Origin of the sequence: Rhodoferax sp., from assembly GCF_028714215.1 — a bacterium.
GTDB lineage: Bacteria > Pseudomonadota > Gammaproteobacteria > Burkholderiales > Burkholderiaceae_C > Rhodoferax.
Genome location: NZ_JAQTMS010000031.1, coordinates 13,127 through 33,829, shown reverse-complemented (window position 1 = coordinate 33,829; position 20,703 = coordinate 13,127). Strand labels below are relative to the sequence as shown.

The window sequence follows — 20,703 nt, the reverse complement described above, 5'->3', positions numbered from 1 at the left end:
GAATGAATTTTTCAGGCTTTTTGGCCCAATTGCTCAACGGGCTGGCGGGTGCTTCGTCTCTGTTCTTGGTGGCAGCCGGCCTGTCGCTGATCTTTGGCGTCACGCGCATCGTGAATTTTGCGCACGGTTCGTTCTTCATGGTTGGCATCTACGTGGCCTACACGCTGGTGAGTCACCTTGGCACCGGACTCGGGTTTTGGCCGGCTCTGCTGCTGGCGGCCGTTGCCGTGGGTGTGCTGGGCGCGCTGATTGAAATGCTGCTGCTGCGGCGCATCTACAAGGCACCTGAACTGTTCCAGTTGCTGGCCACTTTTGCGCTGGTGCTGGTCATCAAGGATGCCGTACTCTGGTTCTGGGGTCCTGATGAACTGCTGGGACCCCGGGCGCCCGGACTCTCGGGTGCGGTACAAATCCTGGGGCGTTCCTTTCCGTCCTATGACCTGTTTCTGATCGTGGTCGGACCGGTCGTGCTGGGCCTGCTCTGGTTGCTGCTGACCCGCACACGCTGGGGTACGCTGGTTCGGGCCGCGACCCAGGACCGGGAAATGGTCAGTGCGCTGGGGGTGAATCAGGCCTGGCTGTTCACGGCCGTATTTGCGCTCGGCGCATTGCTGGCCGGCCTGGGTGGTGCCCTGCAACTACCACGCGAGCCGGCCAGCATGGAGATGGACCTGAACACCATCGGCGCGGCCTTTGTCGTGGTGGTGGTGGGCGGCATGGGTTCCATTCCCGGTGCCTATGCAGCGGCCCTGCTGATTGCTGAAATCAAGGCCGTCTGCATCTGGCTGGGCGTGGTGGAAATCGCGGGAGTCAGCCTGTCGTTTTCAAAACTGACCCTGGTGGTCGAATTTCTGGTGATGGCCACAGTGCTGGTGGCCCGCCCCTGGGGCCTGATGGGGCGCCCCCAGGCCCCCAGCCGCTACGTGGGGCTCCCGGAGGAGCCGCTGCGCCGCGCCAGCAAGACTTACGTCATTGCCGCCGCCTTGCTGGGTCTGGCCTTGGTCGCGCTGCCGACCGTCACCGCCGGTTCACCCTACACCATCGTGTTGATGATCGATCTGCTGGTGGCCGCCCTGTTTGCGGCCAGCCTGAACTTCATCATGGGCCCTGCCGGAATGCATTCGTTCGGGCATGCCGCCTATTTCGGTCTGGGTGCTTACGGGGCAGCGCTGCTGGTGCGCAGCACCGGCATGCCAATGGAGCTTTCCCTGTTGCTGGCGCCGCTCGTGTCAGCGCTTGGCGCCCTGATCTTCGGCTGGTTCGCAGTGCGCCTGTCGGGCGTCTACCTGGCCATGCTGACACTGGCGTTCGCCCAGATCACCTGGGCCATCACTTACCAATGGGATAGCTTCACCGGCGGCAGCAACGGCCTGACCGGTGTCTGGCCGGCCCAGTGGTTGGCCGACAGGCAGAACTACTACTACCTTACCTTGTTCATGGTCGTCGCGGGCGTCCTGCTGCTGCGTCGCATCCTGTTCTCGCCCTTTGGCTACGCTTTGCGCGCCGGACGCGATTCCGTGTTGCGTTCCGATGCAATCGGCATCGATGTCAAGCGGATGCAGTGGCTGGCCTTCATGATTGCCGGTACCTTTGCCGGACTGGCCGGCGCGCTCTATGCCTTTTCCAAGGGCAGCATATCGCCCGAGACCCTGTCCGTTGGAAAATCCGTGGATGGTCTGGTGATGGTCCTGCTGGGTGGCATCCAGACGCTGGCCGGGCCGGTTGTCGGTGCCGTCACCTTCACCTGGCTGCATGACACGGTGGCCCGCAATACCGATTACTGGCGCGCCATGCTGGGTGCCATCATCATCATTCTGGTGCTGTTGTTCCCGCAGGGAATTGCCGGTTTCGTCAAGCAATTAGCCGATCGCCACCGGGAAAAACAGGAGACCGGCGTATGACAGCCATCGCCACAACATCATCAGTGCCGCTGTTGCGGGTCGCCGGCCTTGGCAAATCGTTTGGCGGTGTGAGGGCCGTGGACGGCATCCATTTCGACCTGGCCGCAGGAGAGTTGCTGGCACTGATTGGCCCCAATGGCGCCGGCAAATCGACCACCTTCAACATGGTGAACGGGCAGTTGCGTGCCGACAGCGGCTCGATCCAGCTCAACGGGCTGGAACTGGTGGGGCGCAAGCCGCGCGAGATCTGGCGGCGCGGCGTTGGCCGCACCTTCCAGATTGCGGAGACCTTTGCCTCGCTGACGGTGGTTGAAAACGTGCAGATGGCGCTGCTGTCGCAGGACGGGAAGCTATTCTCGATGTGGCGACGTGCCAGCGACTACCGGCGCGATGACGCCTTGGCCGTGCTGGAGCAGGTCGGCATGAAAGCGCAGGCGGAGCGCTCGTGCAACGTACTGGCCTACGGCGACGTCAAGCGCGTGGAGCTCGCGATCGCCATGGCGAATGACCCGGCGCTGCTGTTGATGGACGAACCGACCGCGGGAATGGCCCCGAAGGAGCGCAACGAACTGATGGCGCTGACCAAACAGCTGGTCATTGACCGCAACATCGCGGTACTGTTCACGGAGCACAGCATGGACGTGGTGTTCGCCTATGCCGACCGCATGATCGTGCTGGCACGGGGCCGCCTCATCGCCGAGGGCGCACCGCTTGAAATCCGTGATCACCCCAAGGTGCAGGAGGTCTACTTCGGCAGCGGCAAAACCTTCGAGAGATTGACCGCAGAAGTGGCTGGGGAGAACGCATGATGGCCGCTACCGGTACCACATTGCTCGAGGCCCGTGGTCTGGCCGCCTGGTATGGCGCGGCGCAAATCCTTTATGACGTGGACCTCAAGGTCCAGCGCGGTGAGGTCGTGGCACTGATGGGGCGCAATGGCGCCGGCAAATCGACCACGCTCAAGGCCCTTATCGGCATGCTGTCCAAGCGGCGCGGCACGGTGACGTTTCTGGGCCAGGATATTTCCCGCAGTGAACCGCATCAGGCGGCGCGCCTGGGTTTGGGGTATGTGCCGGAAGACCGTCGCATCTTTACCGATCTGACGGTGATGGAAAACCTGGCGGTTGGCCGACAGCGCGCGCGCCAGTGGGCGGACGGCAGCGCGGCGCCATTGTGGACGTGCGAGCGCCTGTTCGAGTTGTTTCCGAACCTGGGTGAGATGTGCAACCGGATGGGTGGCCGCATGAGCGGCGGCGAGCAGCAGATGCTGACGATCGCACGCACCTTGATGGGAAACCCCTATCTGGTTCTGCTGGATGAACCCTCCGAGGGCGTGGCCCCGGTGATTGTGGAGCAGATGGCCCACATGATCCTGGCACTCAAGGCGCAAGGCGTGAGCATTCTGCTGTCCGAGCAGAACATGCACTTTGCCGAGTTGGTCTCTGATCGGGCCTATGTCCTCGAGAAGGGACAGATTCGTTATCAGGCGAGCATGAAGGAGCTTTCACACAATGAAGAGGTGCGACGCGCTTATCTGAGTGTATGAGGGGTTCATTCATGGTCCAGTCCTATGGCACACAGGTTCTGTGGCCGGATCATTGCGTGCAGGGCACTGACGATGCCGCCCTGCACAAGGGCCTCAAGCTGCCGACCGCCCAGATCATTGTGCGCAAGGGCTATCACAAGAGCCTGGGTAGCTACTGCGCTTTGGAGGAAACCGACCACAAGACGACAACCGGGTTGGCCGGTTACCTGAAGCAGCGCGGTATCAAAACCGTGTTCGTGACTGGTCTGGAAGCAGACGAGCGCCAAGGGTGTCAAACGAATCCAGTCGGGCGATTTCGAACTGGGCTAGTACTCGGACAAAAAATGGCAGCCCATGGAAAGCCTTGACCTCAAAGTTCTCGCCGATGCGCTGCACTGGCGCCGCGCCAATCATGCCGCTACCCTGGTCACCGTTGTGGAAACCTGGGGCAGCGCACCACGCCCGCCGGGTGCGTTGCTGGCGGTGCGGGATGACGGGCTGGTAAGCGGCTCGGTATCGGGCGGTTGCGTTGAGGACGATCTGATCGCACGCACCAGGGCTAGACTCCAGTCGGTCAACGGTGCTGCGCCCGTGCTGGAGCGACCGACCATGATCAGCTACGGCGTCAGCAAGGACGAAGCCGCCCATTTCGGCATCCCCTGCGGCGGCACCTTGCGACTGCTGCAGGAGCCCTTGCTGGACAGCAACTGGATCGAACAACTGCTGACGCGCACCGCCGCGCACGAATTGGTGGCACGAACGCTGACCCTGAGCAGCGGCGCCGTGTTGCTGGCCGGCGCGTTGCGGGGACAGGGCCTTGTGTTTGACGGCTTGACGTTGACCACCGTGTTCGGTCCCAAATGGCGTTTGCTGCTGATTGGTGCAGGACAATTGTCGCAGACGGTTGCGCAAATTGCGGTGCTGCTCGATTTCGAAGTGCTGGTATGCGACCCGCGTGAAGAATACGCAGCCACCCTGGCTGCTGGCGTGCCGGTTGCGCGCCATGTCGAAGGCATGCCCGACGATGTCGTGCGCCAAATGGTGCCCGACGCCCACACTGCCATCGTTGCCCTCACGCACGACCCCAAACTGGACGACATGGCGCTGATCGAGGCGCTGCGATCCCAGGCCTTCTACGTCGGGGCCCTCGGATCGCGGCGCAACCAGCAGCTCCGAAAGGAGCGACTGATCGAACACTTTGATCTGACTGTCGAAGAAATGGGACGATTGCACGGTCCGGTCGGTTTGGCCATCGGCGCCAAGATGCCAGCAGAAATTGCCGTTTCCATTGTGGCCGAGATCGTTCAGGCCAGGAACTCGACGCCCTCTGCCGTATCGACCGCCGACGGCCGAAGCGGCCAGTTCCTCAGAGGTTGAGCATCTGCATGGATGCCGGCGCGTAGCGCTGCCCGGTGGCGACTCCGGCGGGCATCACACGGTCCAGGCGCGCGAGAATTTCGTTTGAAAGCACCAGATCGCAGGCCGCGATGTTTTGCTCAAGCAAAGCGATGCGCTTGGTGCCAGGGATGGGAACAATGTCAGTGCCTTGTGCCATGACCCAGGCCAGGGCCAACTGGGCCGCCGTGCAGCCCAGACCGGCAGCGATGGCCTGAACTTCTTCCACCAGGGCAAGATTCTTCCGGAAATTCTCTCCCTGAAAGCGCGGCGCATGACGGCGGTAGTCGTCCGGCGCAAAGTCGTCGGGCGTCTTGAAGGCACCGGTCAGAAAACCGCGGCCCAGGGGACTGTAGGCGACAAAACCGATACCCAGAGCACGAACCGTGGATAGCAGTTCCTCCTCGGGCTCACGGCTCCAGAGTGAATATTCGGTTTGCAAGGCCGTGACGGGATGCACGGCATGGGCCCGTCGAATCGTGTCGGGGGCGGCTTCGGACAAGCCGATATAGCGCACCTTGCCGGCCTGCACCAGTTCAGCCATGGCTCCGACCGTGTCTTCGATAGCCACATTGGGGTCGACGCGGTGCTGGTAATAGAGGTCGATGACCTCCACGCCCAGGCGCTTGAGGCTGGCATCGCAGCAGGCACGTACATAGTCGGGCCGTCCATTGACGCCCCTGAAGGATCCGTCTTCGCCCCGCATGTTGCCGAATTTGGTCGCCAGGATGAGGCCCTGGCGGCGGCCGGCGATGGCTTTGCCGACCAATTCCTCATTTTTGCCGACGCCATACATATCGGCGGTGTCGAGGAAATTGACGCCCAGATCCAGCGCGCGGTGGATGGTGGCGATGGATGCCGTGTCGTCGCGCCCGCTGTAAAACTCGGACATGCCCATGCAGCCAAGTCCCTGCATTGAAACCTGAAGGGCGGATTGACCCAGTCGGCGTGTTTGCATCGTGCTTCTCCTTTGAATTCACCATTTTGGCTGGAGTCGGGCTTCCTTGCTGTGATGCAACCAGTAGCCGGACATCGGGTCGACGTTTATAAGCACCAGAAACCATTGAAAACAGGACAAAATTGAAACCGTTACATTAAATCCGGGTAATATAGTTAAAGTATGTTTTATCCGGGTATAATTTGCACTCCTTCAATGTCCGAAGAAAGACCCCAGTGGACCCATCAGCTCCCCCCTATATCGCGTTCGATGGCAATCAGAAAATAGCGGCTGGCCCGCTCCCGGTGGTGGCGCTCAAGGTCAAGGAAACCTCCGACGCGCACCCGCTGGCCCGAATACTGGTATTCAATGCGGTGACCAGCGAACTGATCGATTTTGACTGTCGCGGCACCCCGGCACAGATGTTGCGCCGGCTCAATGTGCCGGCCAAGGAGGCGGCACCGTCCACCGATGAAACGCCGCGTGCCGCACCCGCCGGGCCGGGCCGGCCGCGGCTGGGCGTGGTGGCGCGCGAGGTGACTTTGTTGCCGCGCCATTGGGAATGGCTGAGCAGCCAGCCCGGCGGCGCCTCGGTCGCCTTGCGCAAGCTGGTGGAACAGGCCAAGCGGGCCAATTCCTCAAGCGACAGCGTGCGCCAGGCGCAAACCGCAGCCTACCGGTTCATGTCCGCCATGGCCGGCAATCTGGATGGTTTTGAAGAGGCGGCACGCGCGCTTTTTGCCGCCGACCGCGGCAAGTTCGACGCGCTGCTGGCGTCCTGGCCAAGCGACGTGCAGACGCACCTGCAGCAGTTGGCCGGACCGGCTTTTCAAGTCGCTGCCGACGGGTCGGTTCAGGACACTCGCCATGCTTAAGACCCTGCGCTCGCGTGACGCCGCGATGCCCTTCATCATGCTGACCGTGCTGCTCGACATGGTGGCCATCGGCCTGATCATTCCGGTGCTGCCGGCGCTGGTTGGCAGCTTCTCCGCCTCCAAATCCGATCAGGCTTACTGGTACGGCGTCATCGCCTTTTCCTTCGGCTTCTCCAATTTCCTGATGTCGCCGGTACTCGGTGCCCTGTCCGACCATTTCGGCCGCCGGCCGGTGTTGCTGCTGGGCTTTCTGGGTTTGGGCGTCAGCTTTTTCGGCACCGCGTTCGCCACCGCCTTGTGGGTCTTGATCGCCGTGCGGGTGGCGGCCGGTGCCATGCAGGCCAATGCCGCCATCGCCAACGCTTACGTGGCCGACATCACGCCGCCCGAGCAGCGGACCAAACGCTTCGGCTTGCTGGGCGCCATGATGGGGCTGGGTTTCATCGTCGGCCCGGTCATGGGCGGGCTGCTGGGCGCCATCAATTTACAGCTCCCGTTTCTCGTCGCCGGGGTTCTGGCCATGGTCAATTTGCTGTACGGCTATTTTGTGCTGCCGGAGTCCTTGCCCATCGCGCAGCGCAAAGCGTTCAGCTGGCGCTCGGCCAACCCGGTGGCTTCCTTGCGCAAGCTGGCGCAACTCAGGGGGGTGGGTCCGCTGGTCGGCGTGGTCGCCTTCAGCGGTCTGGCGCAGTTCGTGCTGTACACCAGCTGGGTGCTCTACAGCAGCTTCAAGTTTGGCTGGGGCCCGCTGGAGAATGGCTGGTCGCTGGCCATGGTGGGCCTGGTGTCGGTGGCCGTGCAGGGGTTCCTGCTGGGACGTCTGCTGAAGCGCTTTTCCCCGCAGCGCCTGGCCATCCTGGGCCTGATCTCGTCGGCGTTGGCCTGCGCCCTGTGGGGTGCCGCGACCGAGGGCTGGATGATGTACGTCGTCATCGGCGTGAATATCTTTGGCGTGACGGTGGCCGCTTCGGTGCAGAGCCTGATTTCATCAGCGGCGGACAGCCGCAGCCAGGGCCAGACGCTGGGTGCGGTGAGTTCGCTCAACAGCTTGATGGCGGTGCTGGCGCCGATGCTGGCAGCGCCCTTGCTGGCCCTGGTTTCGCACTACCCCCGGGGCGATTGGCGCATTGGCGCGCCATTCTATTTTTGCTCGGCACTGCAGCTGGCATCGCTGTGTCTGGCGATCGTTCACTTTCGCCGCCAGCGCAACAGCTCCCATGCGAGCCGGCGTGAAGCAGGAACACTGGAACCGCACTGACCCCGGCCACCTTGATGTTTCGACCGGCCCGAGGTCGGTGCGCTAAAGTCGCGCTCATCATGGCCATGGAAACAGAAATTGGAAAACATCCCTATGCACCTGCCCACCAGCGCCGCTGTCGCTTCTTTTGACCGGAGCCTGGCTTGACCAGCCGCGGCGACGCCCTACCCGCCAGCGCCTACCAATGGCTGGGCAGCGGCGCCTACCGCGCCAGCGTGCTGACGCGCGGCCCCTGGCATCCGGAGCACCAGCACGCCGGCCCGCCGATCGCCCTGGTATGCCGCGCCGTCGAGCAGGCCGCGGCCAAGCATGGCTTGACCCACATCGCGCGGTTGACCGCCAACCTGCTGCGTCCGGTGCCCATTGGCGAGGTCGCGATCGAGGTCGCCACCGACTACGCTGGACGCAACGCCGGTCATTTTTCGGCGCGGCTGATGGCCGCGGGAAAAGAAGTTGCGCGCTTCACCGCGCTGGCCCAGCGCGAGAACGATGTACCCATTCCGGACGGCTTGCCGGGCCATCCGTTGCCGCTGGCGCCCCAAGGTCCGCTGGAATCGGAAAGCTGCGTATTCCCATTTGCCGGCAAGCACACCGGTTACGCCGACCTGGTCGAGACCCGGCTGGCGCGCGGCCGCATGTTCGACGGCCCCTGCGCGGTCTGGTTCCGCCTGCGCCACCCGCTGCTGGATGACGAGTCGCCAAGCGACTACCAGCGCGTTGCCGTGGCTGCCGATTCGGGCAACGGGATCAGCGCGATTCTGGACTTTGAGCGCTACAGTTTTGTCAATTCGGACCTGACCCTCCATCTGCTGCGCAAGCCCCGGGGTGAATGGATCTGCCTGGATGCCCGCACCCACCTCGGCCCCAGCGGCGGCGGGCTGGCCGAATCGGCGCTCTATGACGTTCATGGCCTGGTCGGCCGGGCCATGCAAAGCCTGTCGGTCAGCCGCCGCGGCTGAACCGGTCTTGAACGGTGGACCCTCATTCGCCATGGAGCTGCCGGTGACCGGCTCAATGACCGAACGTTTTGCGCTCGCGCCAGGACCGCAGCGCATCGTCTGCCTGACCGAAGAGACCACCGAGTGGCTGTACCTGCTGGGGCAGCAACACCGCATCGTCGGCATTTCGGGTTACACGGTGCGGCCGCGCCGTGCGCGGGACGAAAAACCGCGGGTCAGCGCTTTCACCAGCGCCAACATCGACAAGATTCTGGCCTTGCATCCCGACTGTGTTTTTGGTTTTTCCGATCTGCAGGCCGACATTGCCGCGGCGCTGATTCGCCATGGCGTTCAGGTCACGGTGTTCAACCAGCGCAGCGTGGACGAGATTTTTTCCATGCTGTACCAGGTGGCGGCCATGCTGGGGCAGGAGCGGCTGGGTCTTGAAAGGATTCAAGACATGCAGCGCCAACTGGTGGCGCTAGCCGACGCCGCCAGTGGCCTGGCACGCCGTCCGAAAATCTACTTTGAGGAATGGGACGAGCCGCCCATCAGCGCCATTCGCTGGGTCTCCGAACTGATCGGAATGGCCGGCGGCGATGACTGCTTTCCGGAATTGGCAATTCAATCCTTGGGCAAGAACCGGATCATTGCCGACCCGGCGGAGATCGTGCGACGCAATCCCGACATCATCATCGGCTCCTGGTGCGGCAAGAAATTCCGGCCCGAAAAAGTGGCGGCACGACCGGGCTGGGACAAAATCAACGCGGTGCAAAACCGGCAGTTGTTTGAAATCAAATCCGCCGACATCCTGCAACCCGGCCCGGCCGCCCTGACCGACGGCGTGAACCAGTTGCATCGCATCATCATGGATTGGGGTCGCCGGCAGGGCGAAACCCCGCAGCGTGTGGCAGCCGGCTACTGATTCTTCTTGGCGATTTCGTTGCCCAGGTAGCCACCGCCCACGGCGCCGGCAATGGTGGCCAGGGCTTTGCCGTTGCCGCCACCCATCTGATTGCCCAGCAGGCCGCCGACCACCGCGCCGACACCGATTCCGATGGGGCTGTTTTGCGCAACCGGCGCTGCAGCCGCCTGCGGATGGGCCGGCGCCGAGGCCTGTTGCCGGGCCGGCTTGGCGGCAGCAGCTGTGTAGGTATGCGTTGCCGGTTCTCGCGGCATGGTTTCACTGCCACTGTTTTTGCTTGTAGCAGCCGACGCCGCCGGCAGCGAGGCAACAGCGCCGGTCTGTTGTGCACCGTCCGCGGGGGAACCGTGCGAACTCGGCAGCACGCCGGTAATGGCGGCAATGCCCACCAGGCTGACCAGCGTGACGGATACCGCGGCGGTGGCCAGCAAGGGATGGATACGGTTGGAAGTTTGGGTCATGCTCATAAAGAATTCCTTCAAGTAATACACCAATTGGCGCGCCTGCGAATTAAACGTTCGAACCAGGCAATGGGCTGTACTCAGACTGTTTCGTTTGTAAAGACAGGTAACGACGACGCTGAAGAGCGGGGGGCGATCGCCCTGCTCGCCGGGGTATGAAAAGCCTTGCGTTAGACTGACCGGCAACATCCCCGACCGGAGAAACCAATGCCCGCCAAAATCAACCACATCGATTTGCCCAGCATGACGCCGGGCTCACACAAGCAGATCCGCTGGCTGCGCTTCGGCAAAGCCGGTGCCCGCCCCAAGGTCTATCTGCAAGCGGCCATCCACGCCAATGAAATGCCCGGCACCATGGCCTTGCACCACCTGATGCCGCAGTTGCTGGCGGCCGAACGCAAAGGCCTGATCCAGGGCGAAATCATCGTCGTGCCGACGGTCAACCCGATTGGCCAGTCGCAACTGGTCGGCAATGCGCATGCCGGTCGCTACAACCTGCTGAGCTACGAGAACTTCAACCGCAACTGGCTGGACTTGAGCGACGCCGTCGCCGAGCGCGTCGGCCAACGACTGGGCGCCGACGCCGAGGCCAACGTCAAGCGCGTTCGCAAGGCGGCGCGCGAGCTGCTGGCCGAGATGAAGCCGGTCAATGAATTGCAGACGCTGCGCGTCGAAATCATGAAGCTGAGCGTCGATGCCGACTACGTGCTGGATTTGCACTGCGACATCCACGCGGCCTTGCACCTGTTCACCTCGGAATGCGACTGGCCCAACGGCGCCATTCGGGAACTGGCCGCCGACCTGGGCGCCCAGGCCAGCCTGTGCAATCAGCCTTATGCCAAGAGCCTGACCTTCTCCGGTGTGCATGCGTCCTTGTGGGGCCGCTTGCGCGAGCGCTTTACCCAAGCCGCCCTACCGCAAGCCTGCATGTCGGTCACGGTGGAGATGCGCAGCCAGTTCGACGTCAGCGACGCGCTGGGCCGCAGCGACGCCAACAACCTGTACCGCTGGCTGGTGCGGCGCGGCGTCATCAAGGGCCGCGCACAACCGCTGCCACGCCTGCTGTCGCCGGCCATGCCCATGAGCGGCATGGATGTGGGCTACAGCCAGGGCACCGGCTTTCTGGTCTTCCATGTGAAACCCGGCGCCCAGGTCAAAAAGGGGCAGGTCATTTGCGACGTCATCGACCCCGCCAATCCGCACGGCCCCAAGGCGCGCACCAGCTACCAGAGCCAGACCAACGGGGTCTTGTTTTCCTGCCGGCTGGACGGCTATTTGTCCTGGCCGGGCCAGGTGATGTACCGCATCGCCGGCGCCCAGCCCCTGCCGCACCGACTGGGCATGTCCGGCCTGGACGATTGACGGAGCAGTTGAGCCTGCGCGTGTTTGAAGGTGGTGCAGACCTGCGCGCCTTGACGCGCATGCGTTGCCGCTACGCAAACGCTAAATACCGTGGCTTTGAAGCGTGACCACACCTCTTGGCGTGTGCAGGGTCGCGGTGATGTTGGCCGGGCCGGTCTCAACCTTGATGCCCGTGAGGCCGATGGCCTCGTAAGCCGCTTGCAACTTGGCGGCCACCGGATGCGTGACGGCAATGCCCTGCAAGCTAACGCCTGATCGCGGCAAGCTGTTTCTGGGGTGCAGGCGCAGCGGTTCGGCTTCATCCGGTTTGCCCCATTGAATCAGGCTTGGAAGAGCACCGTCGAACAGGCGCTGGCCATCGTCGCGCACCGTGATCTGCCACTGCAGCAAGCCTTTGCGCGAATGACGGCTGGCTTGCACCGCTGGCCCGCGATCAATGCCTTGCGCTTTCAATGCGGCGCGAGCGGCCTGAATGTCGCTGGTGTTGGCTACAAAATGCACAAAGCGCGGCTCGCTGGCGACGGCCGCTTGCAGCGCCGCATCGTCCATGTCAAACCACCGCCTGGACGGCGCATTGGCGGGCCTTTTGGCTTCTCGGTTGATGGCGATGATTTCAAAATAGGCCAGCGGGTTGGCCGGCGTGGCGATCTTGAACAAGCGGTTGTGGGTGCCGTACAGCGCGTGGTCACCGCCGGGGCCGGGCGTAATGCCCAAGGTGGCCTCGCACCACTGCACGCCAAGCTCCAGAGTCTGTGCCACGACGACCAGGTGATCGATTTGAGTTCTCATGGTCTGACGATAACATCCATCAGCACCATCGCCGCACCTCGCTATGTGTGGGAAGGTAATTGAAATCAAGGCGGTCGGTGCCGTGGTCCAGTTCAATCGCAATGCCGACGGGACTGTGCTCAGTGCCACCTTGAGACAGAACGGTCAGGTGCTGGAGGGGAAAAAGGAATAGGTCGGAATGCGACCAGCGCCTTTCAACTGGGGCAGGTGCTCCGTGGCGTGCCCAGGCCGACCCGAACCGATCTTGCGGTTCGGGTCGGCCCTGGTGCAGCGTCAATGGCCGTTGCCCGCGGGCCGCTTATGGGCCCCGCATTCTTTTTACTTCGTGTTCACCTGGAGCGAATAAGCGCCACTGGTGATCGTCTGGGTACCGACGGTGAATTTCCCGTCGTGCGACGCCTGCCCATGGTAGGAAGCATTTCCGGCGATGGATACTACCCCCGTCGCACTGATCGATCCGGTGTACGCTGTGCCGGGCGCAGTAACCACGGGATTGCTGGAGACCCAGTCACTAAAGGTCAAGACGCCGCCGCTGGCTATCGTGATGGTGTCATGAACCCAGAACGGCGCGGGCGCGACCCCCCCGGCCAGCATATGCGCAACTGACGATTCCGCAGGCAGGGGGCCGGCCGTGTAAGTCTGCCCGGTAATCTGGACAATCATCAACCGATACTGAACATTGCCGCCGCCATTGTCGTTGGTGTAGGTGCCCACGATCGTCTTCTTGTCGTCGGACATGAATCCAGCGTAGCTGGCCATTCCCGAGCTCATGGTGACAAGCCCATCGCTGGCCACTGAAATGGTTCCCTGCGCCCCTGCTGGCGTTACAGGCCCGGATGGATCGGTCTCACTGCTTATGGTGATTGCTCCGGCCGCATCAATGGTCCCTGCCCCATACGACCATTTGTACTGCGAGCCAACGCTCAACTGATGGAAGACGAATGACTTGTTCTGCAAGTCAGCGCTGCTATAGACAGTCCCCGGCACCACTTTCTGGACAACCCGCAACTGGCTGCTGCCGTCAGATCCGGTACCGGCAACGAAATTCTTGCTGGATGTCATCGTCATATGAACCTGGCTTCCGGCGTTGACACCAGATTCAGCTATGACGCCGCTGCCACTGATGGTCCACTGCATGGAACCGGCGGCCGGCGGCGTGCTGTTTCCGGTGCTTTCAAGGAACGAAGAAACAGTCATCAGACCGGAGGAATCGAGTGTTCCGGTAGCACGCACCCAACCGTCCATGCTGCCAGTCCTGAGCATATTGATGCGCCAGGTTCCGGTAAGGTCGGATTGGCTAAAGGCGGCCGGGCTCGCTGTGGCGACAAAATTCGTGCCTGAAATATTTGCTCCGCTGACGTTGGCCGTGGCGCTGGTCGGGCTGAAGGTGTAACCGGACATGGAGGGTGTCACCGTATAGTTGCCGTTCACAAGGCCCGAGAAGGTGTAATTGCCGCTGACGTTGGTGGTGGCAGTCGCGGAACCGGCACCGCTCAAGGTGATGGCCACACCCGACAGCACGCTCCCACTTACCGCGCCGGTGATGCTGTAAGTCGACGCAGCATTGGCTGTCGCCACAAAATTCTTGCCAGCGATATTGGCTCCGCTGACGGTTACGGCCGAGCTGGCGGGGTTGAATGTATAACCGGTCTTGGACGGCGTCACGGTATAGCTTCCATCGTATAGACCCGTGACGCTGTAGTTCCCGCTCGCGTCCGTGGTGGCGCTGGCTGTCGCCGCGCCGGTCACTGTGACCGTCACGCCCGACAGGGTGTCGCCAGTGACCGTGCCGGAGATGGCGTGGCTTGTTCCAAGGGCAGTGGCCGTGAAATTCATCCCGGTCACATTGGCACCGTTCACGATGGCGGTCAGGCCACTCGGACTGAACGTGTACCCGGTCTTGGCCGCTGTGACCGCATAGCTGCCGTTCGCGATGCCTGTGAAACTGTAATTTCCGCTCGCATCGGAGGTGGTGCTGGCGCCACCCGTCAGGGTGATGGTCGCCCCTGCCATGGCCGCACCGGAGGTTGTGACAGTGCCTGTAATTCCGTAGCTATCGGGGGTAGAACTCCCGCCGCCACCACAGGCGGCAAGTGCAATGCCGAAAAGCATTGCGATGAGGACTCTGACAATCTTCATGATTATTCCCTTTCGCCTAAAAGGCCAGCACATACAGAGGACGATGCAGGCCAGGTCGCCTGCACCCGTGCATCAAATACCGATAAATGAAGTTGGCGATTGATAACTATCAATGGCGTTGCGCGTGAACCGCAATTCCGGGTAAAAGGTCGAACCGGTTGCAAATGCGACGGACCAAGGCATCGTTGATTTACCGGCGCTGTTGGACAGCACAGGGTTCCCCCTGGGCAGCGCGGCCGACGATGCTTCCGGGATCGCCGGGGAAACGGGAAATCACGAAGCCCGCCATGGTCCTGTCGAGTCGTGCTGTACCTTGGGTTGCCAGCCTCACAAAAACCTCTCCATACGCCACTCGGCGTATTTCCCGATCCCCTGTGCTTCCCTAAAGTCACCCCGTCGCTGCGCAAATACCTGTCTCAAACAAATAGGCACGGCGTAGCGAAATGGTTTCCTTATTCACTACCGGAGAAGCACTCAATGCAACGTCGTTTTACTCTCAAGGCGCTTACCGCCGCCGTCGCCCTGGCGGGCCTCTCTGCCCTGCCAGCCCATGCCGCCGACACCATCAAGGTCGGCGTCTTGCACAGCCTGTCGGGCACCATGGCCATCTCGGAAACCGTGTTGAAAGACACCGTGCTGATGGCCATCGACGAGATCAACGCCAAGGGCGGCGTGCTGGGCAAGAAGCTGGAACCCGTGGTGGTTGACCCGGCTTCCAACTGGCCTTTGTTTGCCGAAAAAACCAAGCAGTTGCTGGGACAGGACAAGGTCGCGGTCATCTTCGGCTGCTGGACCTCGGTGTCGCGCAAATCGGCGCTGCCGGTGCTGGAGGAAATGAACGGCCTGCTGTTCTACCCGGTGCAATACGAGGGTGAAGAGCTGTCCAAGAACGTGTTCTACACCGGTGCCGCGCCGAACCAGCAAGCCATCCCCGCGGTCGACTATTTGATGAGCAAGGAAGGCGGCGGCGCCAAGCGCTGGGTGCTGCTGGGCACCGACTACGTGTACCCCCGCACCACCAACAAGATTTTGCGCGCCTACCTCAAATCCAAGGGTGTGAAAGAGACCGACATCGACGAGAAGTACACGCCGTTTGGCCACTCCGATTACCAGACCATCGTCGCCGACATCAAGAAGTTCTCGGCCGGTGGCAAGACCGCCGTGGTGTCGACCATCAACGGCGACTCCAACGTGCCGTTCTACAAGGAACTGGGCAACGCCGGCTTGAAGGCCAAGGACGTGCCGGTCGTCGCCTTCAGCGTGGGTGAGGAAGAGCTGCGCGGCGTCGACACGAAACCGCTGGTGGGCCACCTGGCCGCCTGGAACTACTTCATGTCGATCAAGAACCCGACCAACACCGAGTTCATCAAGAAGTGGACCGCCTACGCCAAGGCCAAGAACCTGCCCGGCGCCGACAAGCCTTTGACCAACGACCCGATGGAAGCCACTTACATCGGCATCAATATGTGGAAGCAGGCGGTCGAGAAAGCCAAGTCGACCGATGTCGACAAGGTCATCGCCGCCATGGCGGGACAGACCTTCAAGGCGCCCAGCGGCATCGTCAGCAAGATGGACGAGAAAAACCACCACCTGCACAAGTCGGTGTTCATCGGCGAAGTCAAGGCCGACGGCCAGTTCAACGTAGTCTGGAAGACCCCCGGCCCGGTGAAGGCCAAGCCCTGGTCGCCCTACATCGAAGGCAATGCTTCCAAGCCTGACGAACCGGTGAAGAAGTAGGAAATCAAGTTGCGCCCTTGACTGTTATCGCGGGACTTTCAGATGTTGTCATTGCGGGCTTGACCCGCAATCCATGGATCCCGGATCAGGTCCGGGATGACAGCCTGGGAGACCGGGACGACAGTGACGGGCCGCAATGACAACCAGAGAGACCGGAATGGCAGCCGTGGGGTGTCATTCCGGGTTTTCGTGCAAACAACCTATCCCATTCAGAGACTCTGTCAATGCATAGACGATTGATCCGATTGACAGTATTCGCGACATTTTTCATCGCTTCTCACGGCCATGCCCTGACGGCGGACCAGGCCAAAGCCATCGCAATCGGTGAATCCGACGCCCGCGTCGAGGCCTTGAGCCAGGCCGTTGCCACGGCGGACGACAAGACCGCGGCCTTTTTGCAGGCGCTGTCCGATGACGCCGTCAAAGTAGCGGGTGACAAGGTGTTTGTCGTCAAGGACGGCAAGGGTTTTGACCCGGTGAGCGGCGCCGAGGCGGCCATGCCGGACACCGCCGAAGACGTGATCAACAACAACCGCATGCGCGGAGAGCTCGATTCCGCGCTGGCCGCGCTCAAGCTGTTTTCCAAGGATGAGAAGACCCGCAGTGCCGCCATCAAGCAATTGCAGAGCGATGCCGATGAAAGCAAGCTGCCGCTGATCGAGAAAGCTTTTGCTGTCGAGCAAAACGCGCAGATCAAGGAGCAACTGGGCCTCGTGCGCGCCGCCGCCTTGCTGAACAGTTCTGACAAAACCAAACGTCTGGAAGCCGCCAAACTGCTGGGTAGCAGCACGCAGGCCAACACCAAGACCGTGCTGCTGGTGCAACTAAGCAAAGAGACCGAGCCGGACGTCAAGTCCGCGCTGCAAAACACGCTGCGCCAGGTGGAGGCCGCGCTGGCCTGGGGCGACCGCTTGGGCGCCATCTTCAGCGGCATCAGCCTGGGCAGCATCCTGCTGCTGGTGGCGCTGGGCCTGGCCATCACCTACGGCTTGATGGGTGTCATCAACATGGCGCACGGCGAGCTGATGATGATCGGCGCCTACGCCACCTACGTGGTGCAGGGCCTGTTCCAGAAATACCTGCCGGCGGCTTTTGACTGGTATCTGCTGGCCGCCGTGCCGGTGGCCTTCATGGCCTCGGCGTTGATGGGCGCGGCGCTGGAGCGCGGCGTGATCCGCTTTCTGTACGGCCGCCCGCTGGAAACCTTGCTGGCCACCTGGGGCATCAGCCTGATGCTGATGCAGCTGGTGCGCACCCTGTTCGGCGCGCAAAACGTGGGCGTCGAGAACCCGTCCTGGATGAGCGGTGGCGTGCAGGTGCTGGGCAATCTGTCGCTGCCCTACAACCGGCTGGTGATCGTCGGTTTTGCCGTGTTCGTGTTGGCGGCGGTGGCGTGGCTGATCGGCCGGACCCGCCTGGGTCTGTTCGTGCGCGGCGTCACGCAAAACCGGCCCATTGCCGCGTGCATGGGCGTCAACACGGCCCGCATCGACACCTACGCGTTTGCGCTCGGTTCCGGCATTGCCGGGCTGGCCGGTTGCGCGCTAAGCCAGGTCGGCAACGTCGGGCCGGACCTGGGGCAGGGCTATATCGTGGACTCGTTCATGGTAGTGGTGCTGGGCGGCGTCGGCCAGTTGGCAGGCACCGTCTATGCCGCCATGGGGTTGGGCGTGCTGAACAAGTTTTTGGAGGGCTGGGCCGGCGCCGTGCTGGCCAAGATCGCGGTGCTGGTGTTCATCATCGTCTTCATTCAAAAACGTCCGCAGGGCATTTTTGCGATGCGGGGCCGGAGTGCCGAAGCATGAATGACGCAGGTGGAATTTTCAGGGGAGGGACAGGCCGCAATTTTTCATCTGTCATCCCGGACTCGATCCGGGATCCATCGTGTGGCATCGGAGCAGGCGCGTGGATTGCGGATCAAGTCCGCAATGACAACCGTGGGGCTGTGTCGCACGGTATCTGGGAACGGTTGGTAACCTCATGCTAAAAGTCAGAATTCAAGCAGTCAGGCCGCTGCTCTCTCGCTCTGGCTGGACTGCCTTCATCCTCGCCTTGCTGCTGGTCTGCGCCGTGGCACCGGTGCTGAACCTCGCGCTGCCGAAAGACAGCCTGTTCCACCTCAGCGACTACGCGGTGGCGTTGGTGGGCAAGATCATGTGCTACGCCATCTGCGCGCTGGCGATGGACTTGATCTGGGGTTACACGGGCATTCTGAGCCTGGGGCACGGTGTGTTTTTTGCGCTGGGTGGCTACGCCATGGGCATGTACCTGATGCGCCAGATCGGCACGGACGGCAACTATAAAAGCCAGCTACCCGACTTCATGGTGTTTCTGGACTGGAAGACGCTGCCCTGGCACTGGAGCTTCAGCGACAGCTTTGCCGCCACCCTGTTGCTGGTGCTGGCGGTGCCGGGTCTGGTGGCCTTTGTGTTCGGCTACTTTGCCTTCCGTTCACGCATCAAGGGCGTCTACTTTTCCATCATCACGCAGGCCATGACTTTTGCGACCATGCTGCTGTTCTTCCGCAACGAGACCGGCTTTGGCGGCAACAACGGCTTCACCGATTTCAAGCGCATTCTGAACATCCCGATTGCCACGCCCCACATGCGCATGACACTGTTTGTGCTGACCGGCGTGACGCTGCTGGGCTTTTTTCTGCTGGCGCGCTGGCTGATCAGCAGCAAATTCGGCCGGGTCTTGCAGGCGGTGCGCGACGCCGAGACGCGCGTCATGTTCAGTGGCTACTCGCCCGTTGGCTACAAGCTCACCATCTGGACCATCTCGGCCATGATGTGCGGCGTGGCCGGCGCCCTGTATGTGCCGCAAGTGGGCATCATCAACCCGAGCGAGATGAGTCCGGCCAACTCGATAGAGATTGCGATCTGGGCCGCCGTCGGTGGCCGCGCCACGCTGATAGGGCCTATCATCGGCGCCTTCATCGTCAACGGCGCCAAGAGTTGGTTGACGGTGGCCTACCCCGAGTTCTGGCTGTACGTCCTGGGCGCGCTGTTCATTGGCGTGACGCTGTTTCTGCCTGACGGCGTGGTTGGCCTGGTGAAGAAGTTGCGGAGACAAAAACCATGACGCCAGATCTGATGGAGCAAGGCGCTCGCCGCATCGAAGCGCTGGCGCAAAAGAAGCAGCAAGGCCATACCGAATCCGGTGGCCGCGCGGCCGGCTTCGCGCGCATCGCGACGCCGGGTGAAGTGGATGTGACGCATGGCCGCATCCTCTACCTGGAGGACGTCAGCGTCAGCTTCGACGGCTTCAAGGCCATCAACAAGCTCTCGCTGGACATTGCACCGGGCGAGCTGCGCTGCGTCATCGGACCCAACGGCGCCGGCAAGACCACGCTGATGGACATCATCACCGGCAAGACCCGACCGGACGAAGGCACGGTTTTTTTTGGCAGCACCATCAACCTGCTGCGTTACAGCGAGCCGGAAATTGCGCAACTGGGCATAGGCCGCAAGTTCCAGAAGCCCACCGTGTTCGAGCATCTCACCGTGTTCGAGAACCTGGAACTGGCCCTGAAGACCGACAAGGCAGTCACGGCCTCCCTCTTCTTCCGGCTCGATTCAGCCCAGAGCGACCGCCTGCTGGAGGTGCTGCACACCATTCACCTGGCCCGCAGCATCTCCCGCCTGGCCGGCAATTTGAGCCACGGACAAAAGCAGTGGCTGGAGATCGGCATGCTCTTGATGCAAGACCCCAAACTGTTGCTGCTCGATGAGCCGGTAGCCGGCATGACCGACGAAGAAACCGAACGCACCGCAGAGCTGTTCCTGTCGCTCAAGGGCAAGCACTCGCTGATGGTGGTGGAGCACGACATGAGCTTCATCAACACCATCTCGGACATCGTCACCGTGCTGTGCGAGGGCTCGGTGCTGGCGCAAGGCACCTTGGCGCAGGTGCAGGCGGACGAGAGAGTGATTGAGGTGTATCTTGGACGCTAACTCTTTGTCCTCGCCCAGGACGGGGGGCCGGGATGTGCGCCCGGCTGCGCGCGGCTTGCCGGGTCTCGCCCCGGCGGGCGACTCACTTTCTCTTGCTTCGCCAAGAGAAAGTAAGCAAAGAGAAGGCGACCCCGCTGTCTGCGTCCCGCAGCAAAGCTGCGGGCAACCTGCGGTGCTCGCTGCAGGTGGGGTCCCGCTCGAACTCGCTACGCTCAAACAATCGCGGGCCCTGATCCACCTGCAGCTGCGCTCCTCGGCGCATACAGAAGGGGCTTGGGGAACGACGCTCGTGGCGCTGCGCGCCACATTGCACCGCAATTCCGATGCCCGGCTTTGCCGGGCGAGGGGTTTGGTTCCCACCGCCGTGATGCGTCGGCGAGTAGCGCAGGGCTGGGCGGATCAGGGCTCGCGATTGTTTGAGGCGAAGCCGAGTTCGAGCGAGACCCCGACCAGACCGAGCAACGCAGCGTACCGGCACGCAGTGCCGGGCGACGAATTCGGCTCG

18 protein-coding genes and 1 pseudogene are annotated in these 20,703 nt (G+C 62.2%); 15 read left to right on the top strand and 4 right to left on the bottom strand.

The window, feature by feature from the left end; all coding sequences use genetic code 11:
* The first annotated feature begins 2 nt into the window (after window positions 1-2).
* The 5 genes and pseudogenes from PHS32_RS14700 to PHS32_RS14680 all read left to right on the top strand — a co-directional run bounded on the left by PHS32_RS14700 (window position 3) and on the right by PHS32_RS14680 (window position 4,803).
* A complete protein-coding gene (locus PHS32_RS14700) occupies window positions 3-1,901 on the top strand; it encodes an ABC transporter permease (RefSeq protein WP_301079776.1) in 1,899 nt (632 codons plus the stop codon).
* 23 nt (window positions 1,902-1,924) lie between these two features.
* Window positions 1,925-2,710: an ABC transporter ATP-binding protein gene (locus PHS32_RS14695; protein ID WP_301079800.1), complete on the top strand. Its 786-nt coding sequence runs from the start codon at window positions 1,925-1,927 to the stop codon at window positions 2,708-2,710.
* Window positions 2,710-3,447: an ABC transporter ATP-binding protein gene (locus PHS32_RS14690; protein WP_301079799.1), complete on the top strand. Its 738-nt coding sequence runs from the start codon at window positions 2,710-2,712 to the stop codon at window positions 3,445-3,447. The genes PHS32_RS14695 and PHS32_RS14690 overlap by 1 nt, the downstream gene beginning before the upstream one ends.
* 20 nt (window positions 3,448-3,467) lie before the next feature.
* A pseudogene (locus PHS32_RS14685) lies at window positions 3,468-3,756 on the top strand (isochorismatase family protein); the annotation flags it as partial.
* Between the two features lie 24 nt (window positions 3,757-3,780).
* On the top strand, window positions 3,781-4,803 hold the full coding sequence (locus PHS32_RS14680) for an XdhC family protein (protein ID WP_301079775.1): 1,023 nt from the start codon (window positions 3,781-3,783) through the stop codon (window positions 4,801-4,803).
* Here PHS32_RS14680 and PHS32_RS14675 read toward each other — a convergent pair.
* Window positions 4,793-5,779 carry an aldo/keto reductase gene (locus PHS32_RS14675; protein ID WP_301079774.1) on the bottom strand — a complete coding sequence of 329 codons (987 nt, stop codon included), beginning with the start codon at window positions 5,777-5,779 and terminating at the stop codon, window positions 4,793-4,795. The two genes, PHS32_RS14680 and PHS32_RS14675, sit on opposite strands and share 11 nt — an antisense overlap.
* 215 nt (window positions 5,780-5,994) lie before the next feature.
* Here PHS32_RS14675 and PHS32_RS14670 point away from each other — a divergent pair, with 215 nt between their 5' ends.
* From PHS32_RS14670 to PHS32_RS14655, 4 genes are all read left to right on the top strand, one after another.
* A complete protein-coding gene (locus PHS32_RS14670; protein WP_301079773.1) occupies window positions 5,995-6,633 on the top strand; it encodes a DUF2239 family protein in 639 nt (212 codons plus the stop codon).
* Window positions 6,626-7,891, top strand: a complete 1,266-nt coding sequence (locus PHS32_RS14665; protein ID WP_301079772.1) for an MFS transporter — start codon at window positions 6,626-6,628, stop codon at window positions 7,889-7,891. Before PHS32_RS14670 ends, PHS32_RS14665 begins: the two co-directional genes overlap by 8 nt.
* 143 nt (window positions 7,892-8,034) lie before the next feature.
* A complete protein-coding gene (locus PHS32_RS14660; protein ID WP_301079771.1) occupies window positions 8,035-8,850 on the top strand; it encodes a thioesterase family protein in 816 nt (271 codons plus the stop codon).
* Between the two features lie 55 nt (window positions 8,851-8,905).
* On the top strand, window positions 8,906-9,754 hold the full coding sequence (locus tag PHS32_RS14655) for an ABC transporter substrate-binding protein (protein ID WP_301079770.1): 849 nt from the start codon (window positions 8,906-8,908) through the stop codon (window positions 9,752-9,754).
* Here the strand turns inward: PHS32_RS14655 and PHS32_RS14650 are convergent.
* On the bottom strand, window positions 9,748-10,221 hold the full coding sequence (locus tag PHS32_RS14650; RefSeq protein WP_301079769.1) for a glycine zipper 2TM domain-containing protein: 474 nt from the start codon (window positions 10,219-10,221) through the stop codon (window positions 9,748-9,750). The genes PHS32_RS14655 and PHS32_RS14650 overlap by 7 nt on opposite strands.
* Window positions 10,222-10,422: 201 nt before the next feature.
* Here PHS32_RS14650 and PHS32_RS14645 point away from each other — a divergent pair, with 201 nt between their 5' ends.
* Window positions 10,423-11,577, top strand: coding sequence for a succinylglutamate desuccinylase/aspartoacylase family protein (locus PHS32_RS14645; RefSeq protein WP_301079768.1), 1,155 nt, complete (start codon window positions 10,423-10,425; stop codon window positions 11,575-11,577).
* A gap of 81 nt (window positions 11,578-11,658) precedes the next feature.
* On the opposite strand, the gene PHS32_RS14640 is transcribed toward PHS32_RS14645, so the two are convergent.
* Window positions 11,659-12,366: a VOC family protein gene (locus tag PHS32_RS14640; protein WP_301079767.1), complete on the bottom strand. Its 708-nt coding sequence runs from the start codon at window positions 12,364-12,366 to the stop codon at window positions 11,659-11,661.
* Between the two features lie 43 nt (window positions 12,367-12,409).
* Here PHS32_RS14640 and PHS32_RS14635 point away from each other — a divergent pair, with 43 nt between their 5' ends.
* Window positions 12,410-12,538, top strand: coding sequence for a hypothetical protein (locus PHS32_RS14635; RefSeq protein WP_301079766.1), 129 nt, complete (start codon window positions 12,410-12,412; stop codon window positions 12,536-12,538).
* Between the two features lie 146 nt (window positions 12,539-12,684).
* Here the strand turns inward: PHS32_RS14635 and PHS32_RS14630 are convergent, their stop codons facing one another.
* Window positions 12,685-14,505: a carboxypeptidase-like regulatory domain-containing protein gene (locus PHS32_RS14630; protein ID WP_301079765.1), complete on the bottom strand. Its 1,821-nt coding sequence runs from the start codon at window positions 14,503-14,505 to the stop codon at window positions 12,685-12,687.
* A gap of 477 nt (window positions 14,506-14,982) precedes the next feature.
* Between PHS32_RS14630 and urtA the strand changes: the two genes are divergently transcribed.
* From urtA to urtD, 4 genes are all read left to right on the top strand, one after another.
* The gene (gene urtA, locus PHS32_RS14625; protein ID WP_301079764.1) at window positions 14,983-16,242 is read left to right on the top strand and encodes an urea ABC transporter substrate-binding protein; all 1,260 of its coding nucleotides are present in this window, start codon (window positions 14,983-14,985) and stop codon (window positions 16,240-16,242) included.
* 224 nt (window positions 16,243-16,466) lie between these two features.
* Window positions 16,467-18,047 carry an urea ABC transporter permease subunit UrtB gene (gene urtB, locus PHS32_RS14620; RefSeq protein ID WP_301079763.1) on the top strand — a complete coding sequence of 527 codons (1,581 nt, stop codon included), beginning with the start codon at window positions 16,467-16,469 and terminating at the stop codon, window positions 18,045-18,047.
* 175 nt (window positions 18,048-18,222) lie between these two features.
* Complete coding sequence (gene urtC, locus PHS32_RS14615) at window positions 18,223-19,326, top strand: urea ABC transporter permease subunit UrtC (RefSeq protein WP_301079762.1); 1,104 nt, start codon at window positions 18,223-18,225, stop codon at window positions 19,324-19,326.
* Window positions 19,323-20,198, top strand: coding sequence for an urea ABC transporter ATP-binding protein UrtD (gene urtD / locus PHS32_RS14610; RefSeq protein ID WP_301079761.1), 876 nt, complete (start codon window positions 19,323-19,325; stop codon window positions 20,196-20,198). The genes urtC and urtD overlap by 4 nt, the downstream gene beginning before the upstream one ends.
* Window positions 20,199-20,703: the final 505 nt, after the last annotated feature.

Bases quoted from the DNA above. Each gene is read 5' to 3' on its own strand.
- PHS32_RS14680 (WP_301079775.1), top strand. From the start codon at position 3,781: ATGGAAAGCCTTGACCTCAAAGTTCTCGCCGATGCGCTGCACTGGCGC.
- PHS32_RS14690 (WP_301079799.1), top strand. From the start codon at position 2,710: ATGGCCGCTACCGGTACCACATTGCTCGAGGCCCGTGGTCTGGCCGCC.
- urtC (WP_301079762.1), top strand. From the start codon at position 18,223: ATGCTAAAAGTCAGAATTCAAGCAGTCAGGCCGCTGCTCTCTCGCTCT.
- urtA (WP_301079764.1), top strand. From the start codon at position 14,983: ATGCAACGTCGTTTTACTCTCAAGGCGCTTACCGCCGCCGTCGCCCTG.
- PHS32_RS14650 (WP_301079769.1), bottom strand. From the start codon at position 10,221: ATGAGCATGACCCAAACTTCCAACCGTATCCATCCCTTGCTGGCCACC.
- PHS32_RS14700 (WP_301079776.1), top strand. From the start codon at position 3: ATGAATTTTTCAGGCTTTTTGGCCCAATTGCTCAACGGGCTGGCGGGT.
- PHS32_RS14665 (WP_301079772.1), top strand. From the start codon at position 6,626: ATGCTTAAGACCCTGCGCTCGCGTGACGCCGCGATGCCCTTCATCATG.
- urtD (WP_301079761.1), top strand. From the start codon at position 19,323: ATGACGCCAGATCTGATGGAGCAAGGCGCTCGCCGCATCGAAGCGCTG.
- PHS32_RS14640 (WP_301079767.1), bottom strand. From the start codon at position 12,366: ATGAGAACTCAAATCGATCACCTGGTCGTCGTGGCACAGACTCTGGAG.
- urtB (WP_301079763.1), top strand. From the start codon at position 16,467: ATGCATAGACGATTGATCCGATTGACAGTATTCGCGACATTTTTCATC.
- PHS32_RS14645 (WP_301079768.1), top strand. From the start codon at position 10,423: ATGCCCGCCAAAATCAACCACATCGATTTGCCCAGCATGACGCCGGGC.
- PHS32_RS14630 (WP_301079765.1), bottom strand. From the start codon at position 14,505: ATGAAGATTGTCAGAGTCCTCATCGCAATGCTTTTCGGCATTGCACTT.
- PHS32_RS14635 (WP_301079766.1), top strand. From the start codon at position 12,410: ATGTGTGGGAAGGTAATTGAAATCAAGGCGGTCGGTGCCGTGGTCCAG.
- PHS32_RS14675 (WP_301079774.1), bottom strand. From the start codon at position 5,779: ATGCAAACACGCCGACTGGGTCAATCCGCCCTTCAGGTTTCAATGCAG.
- PHS32_RS14655 (WP_301079770.1), top strand. From the start codon at position 8,906: ATGACCGAACGTTTTGCGCTCGCGCCAGGACCGCAGCGCATCGTCTGC.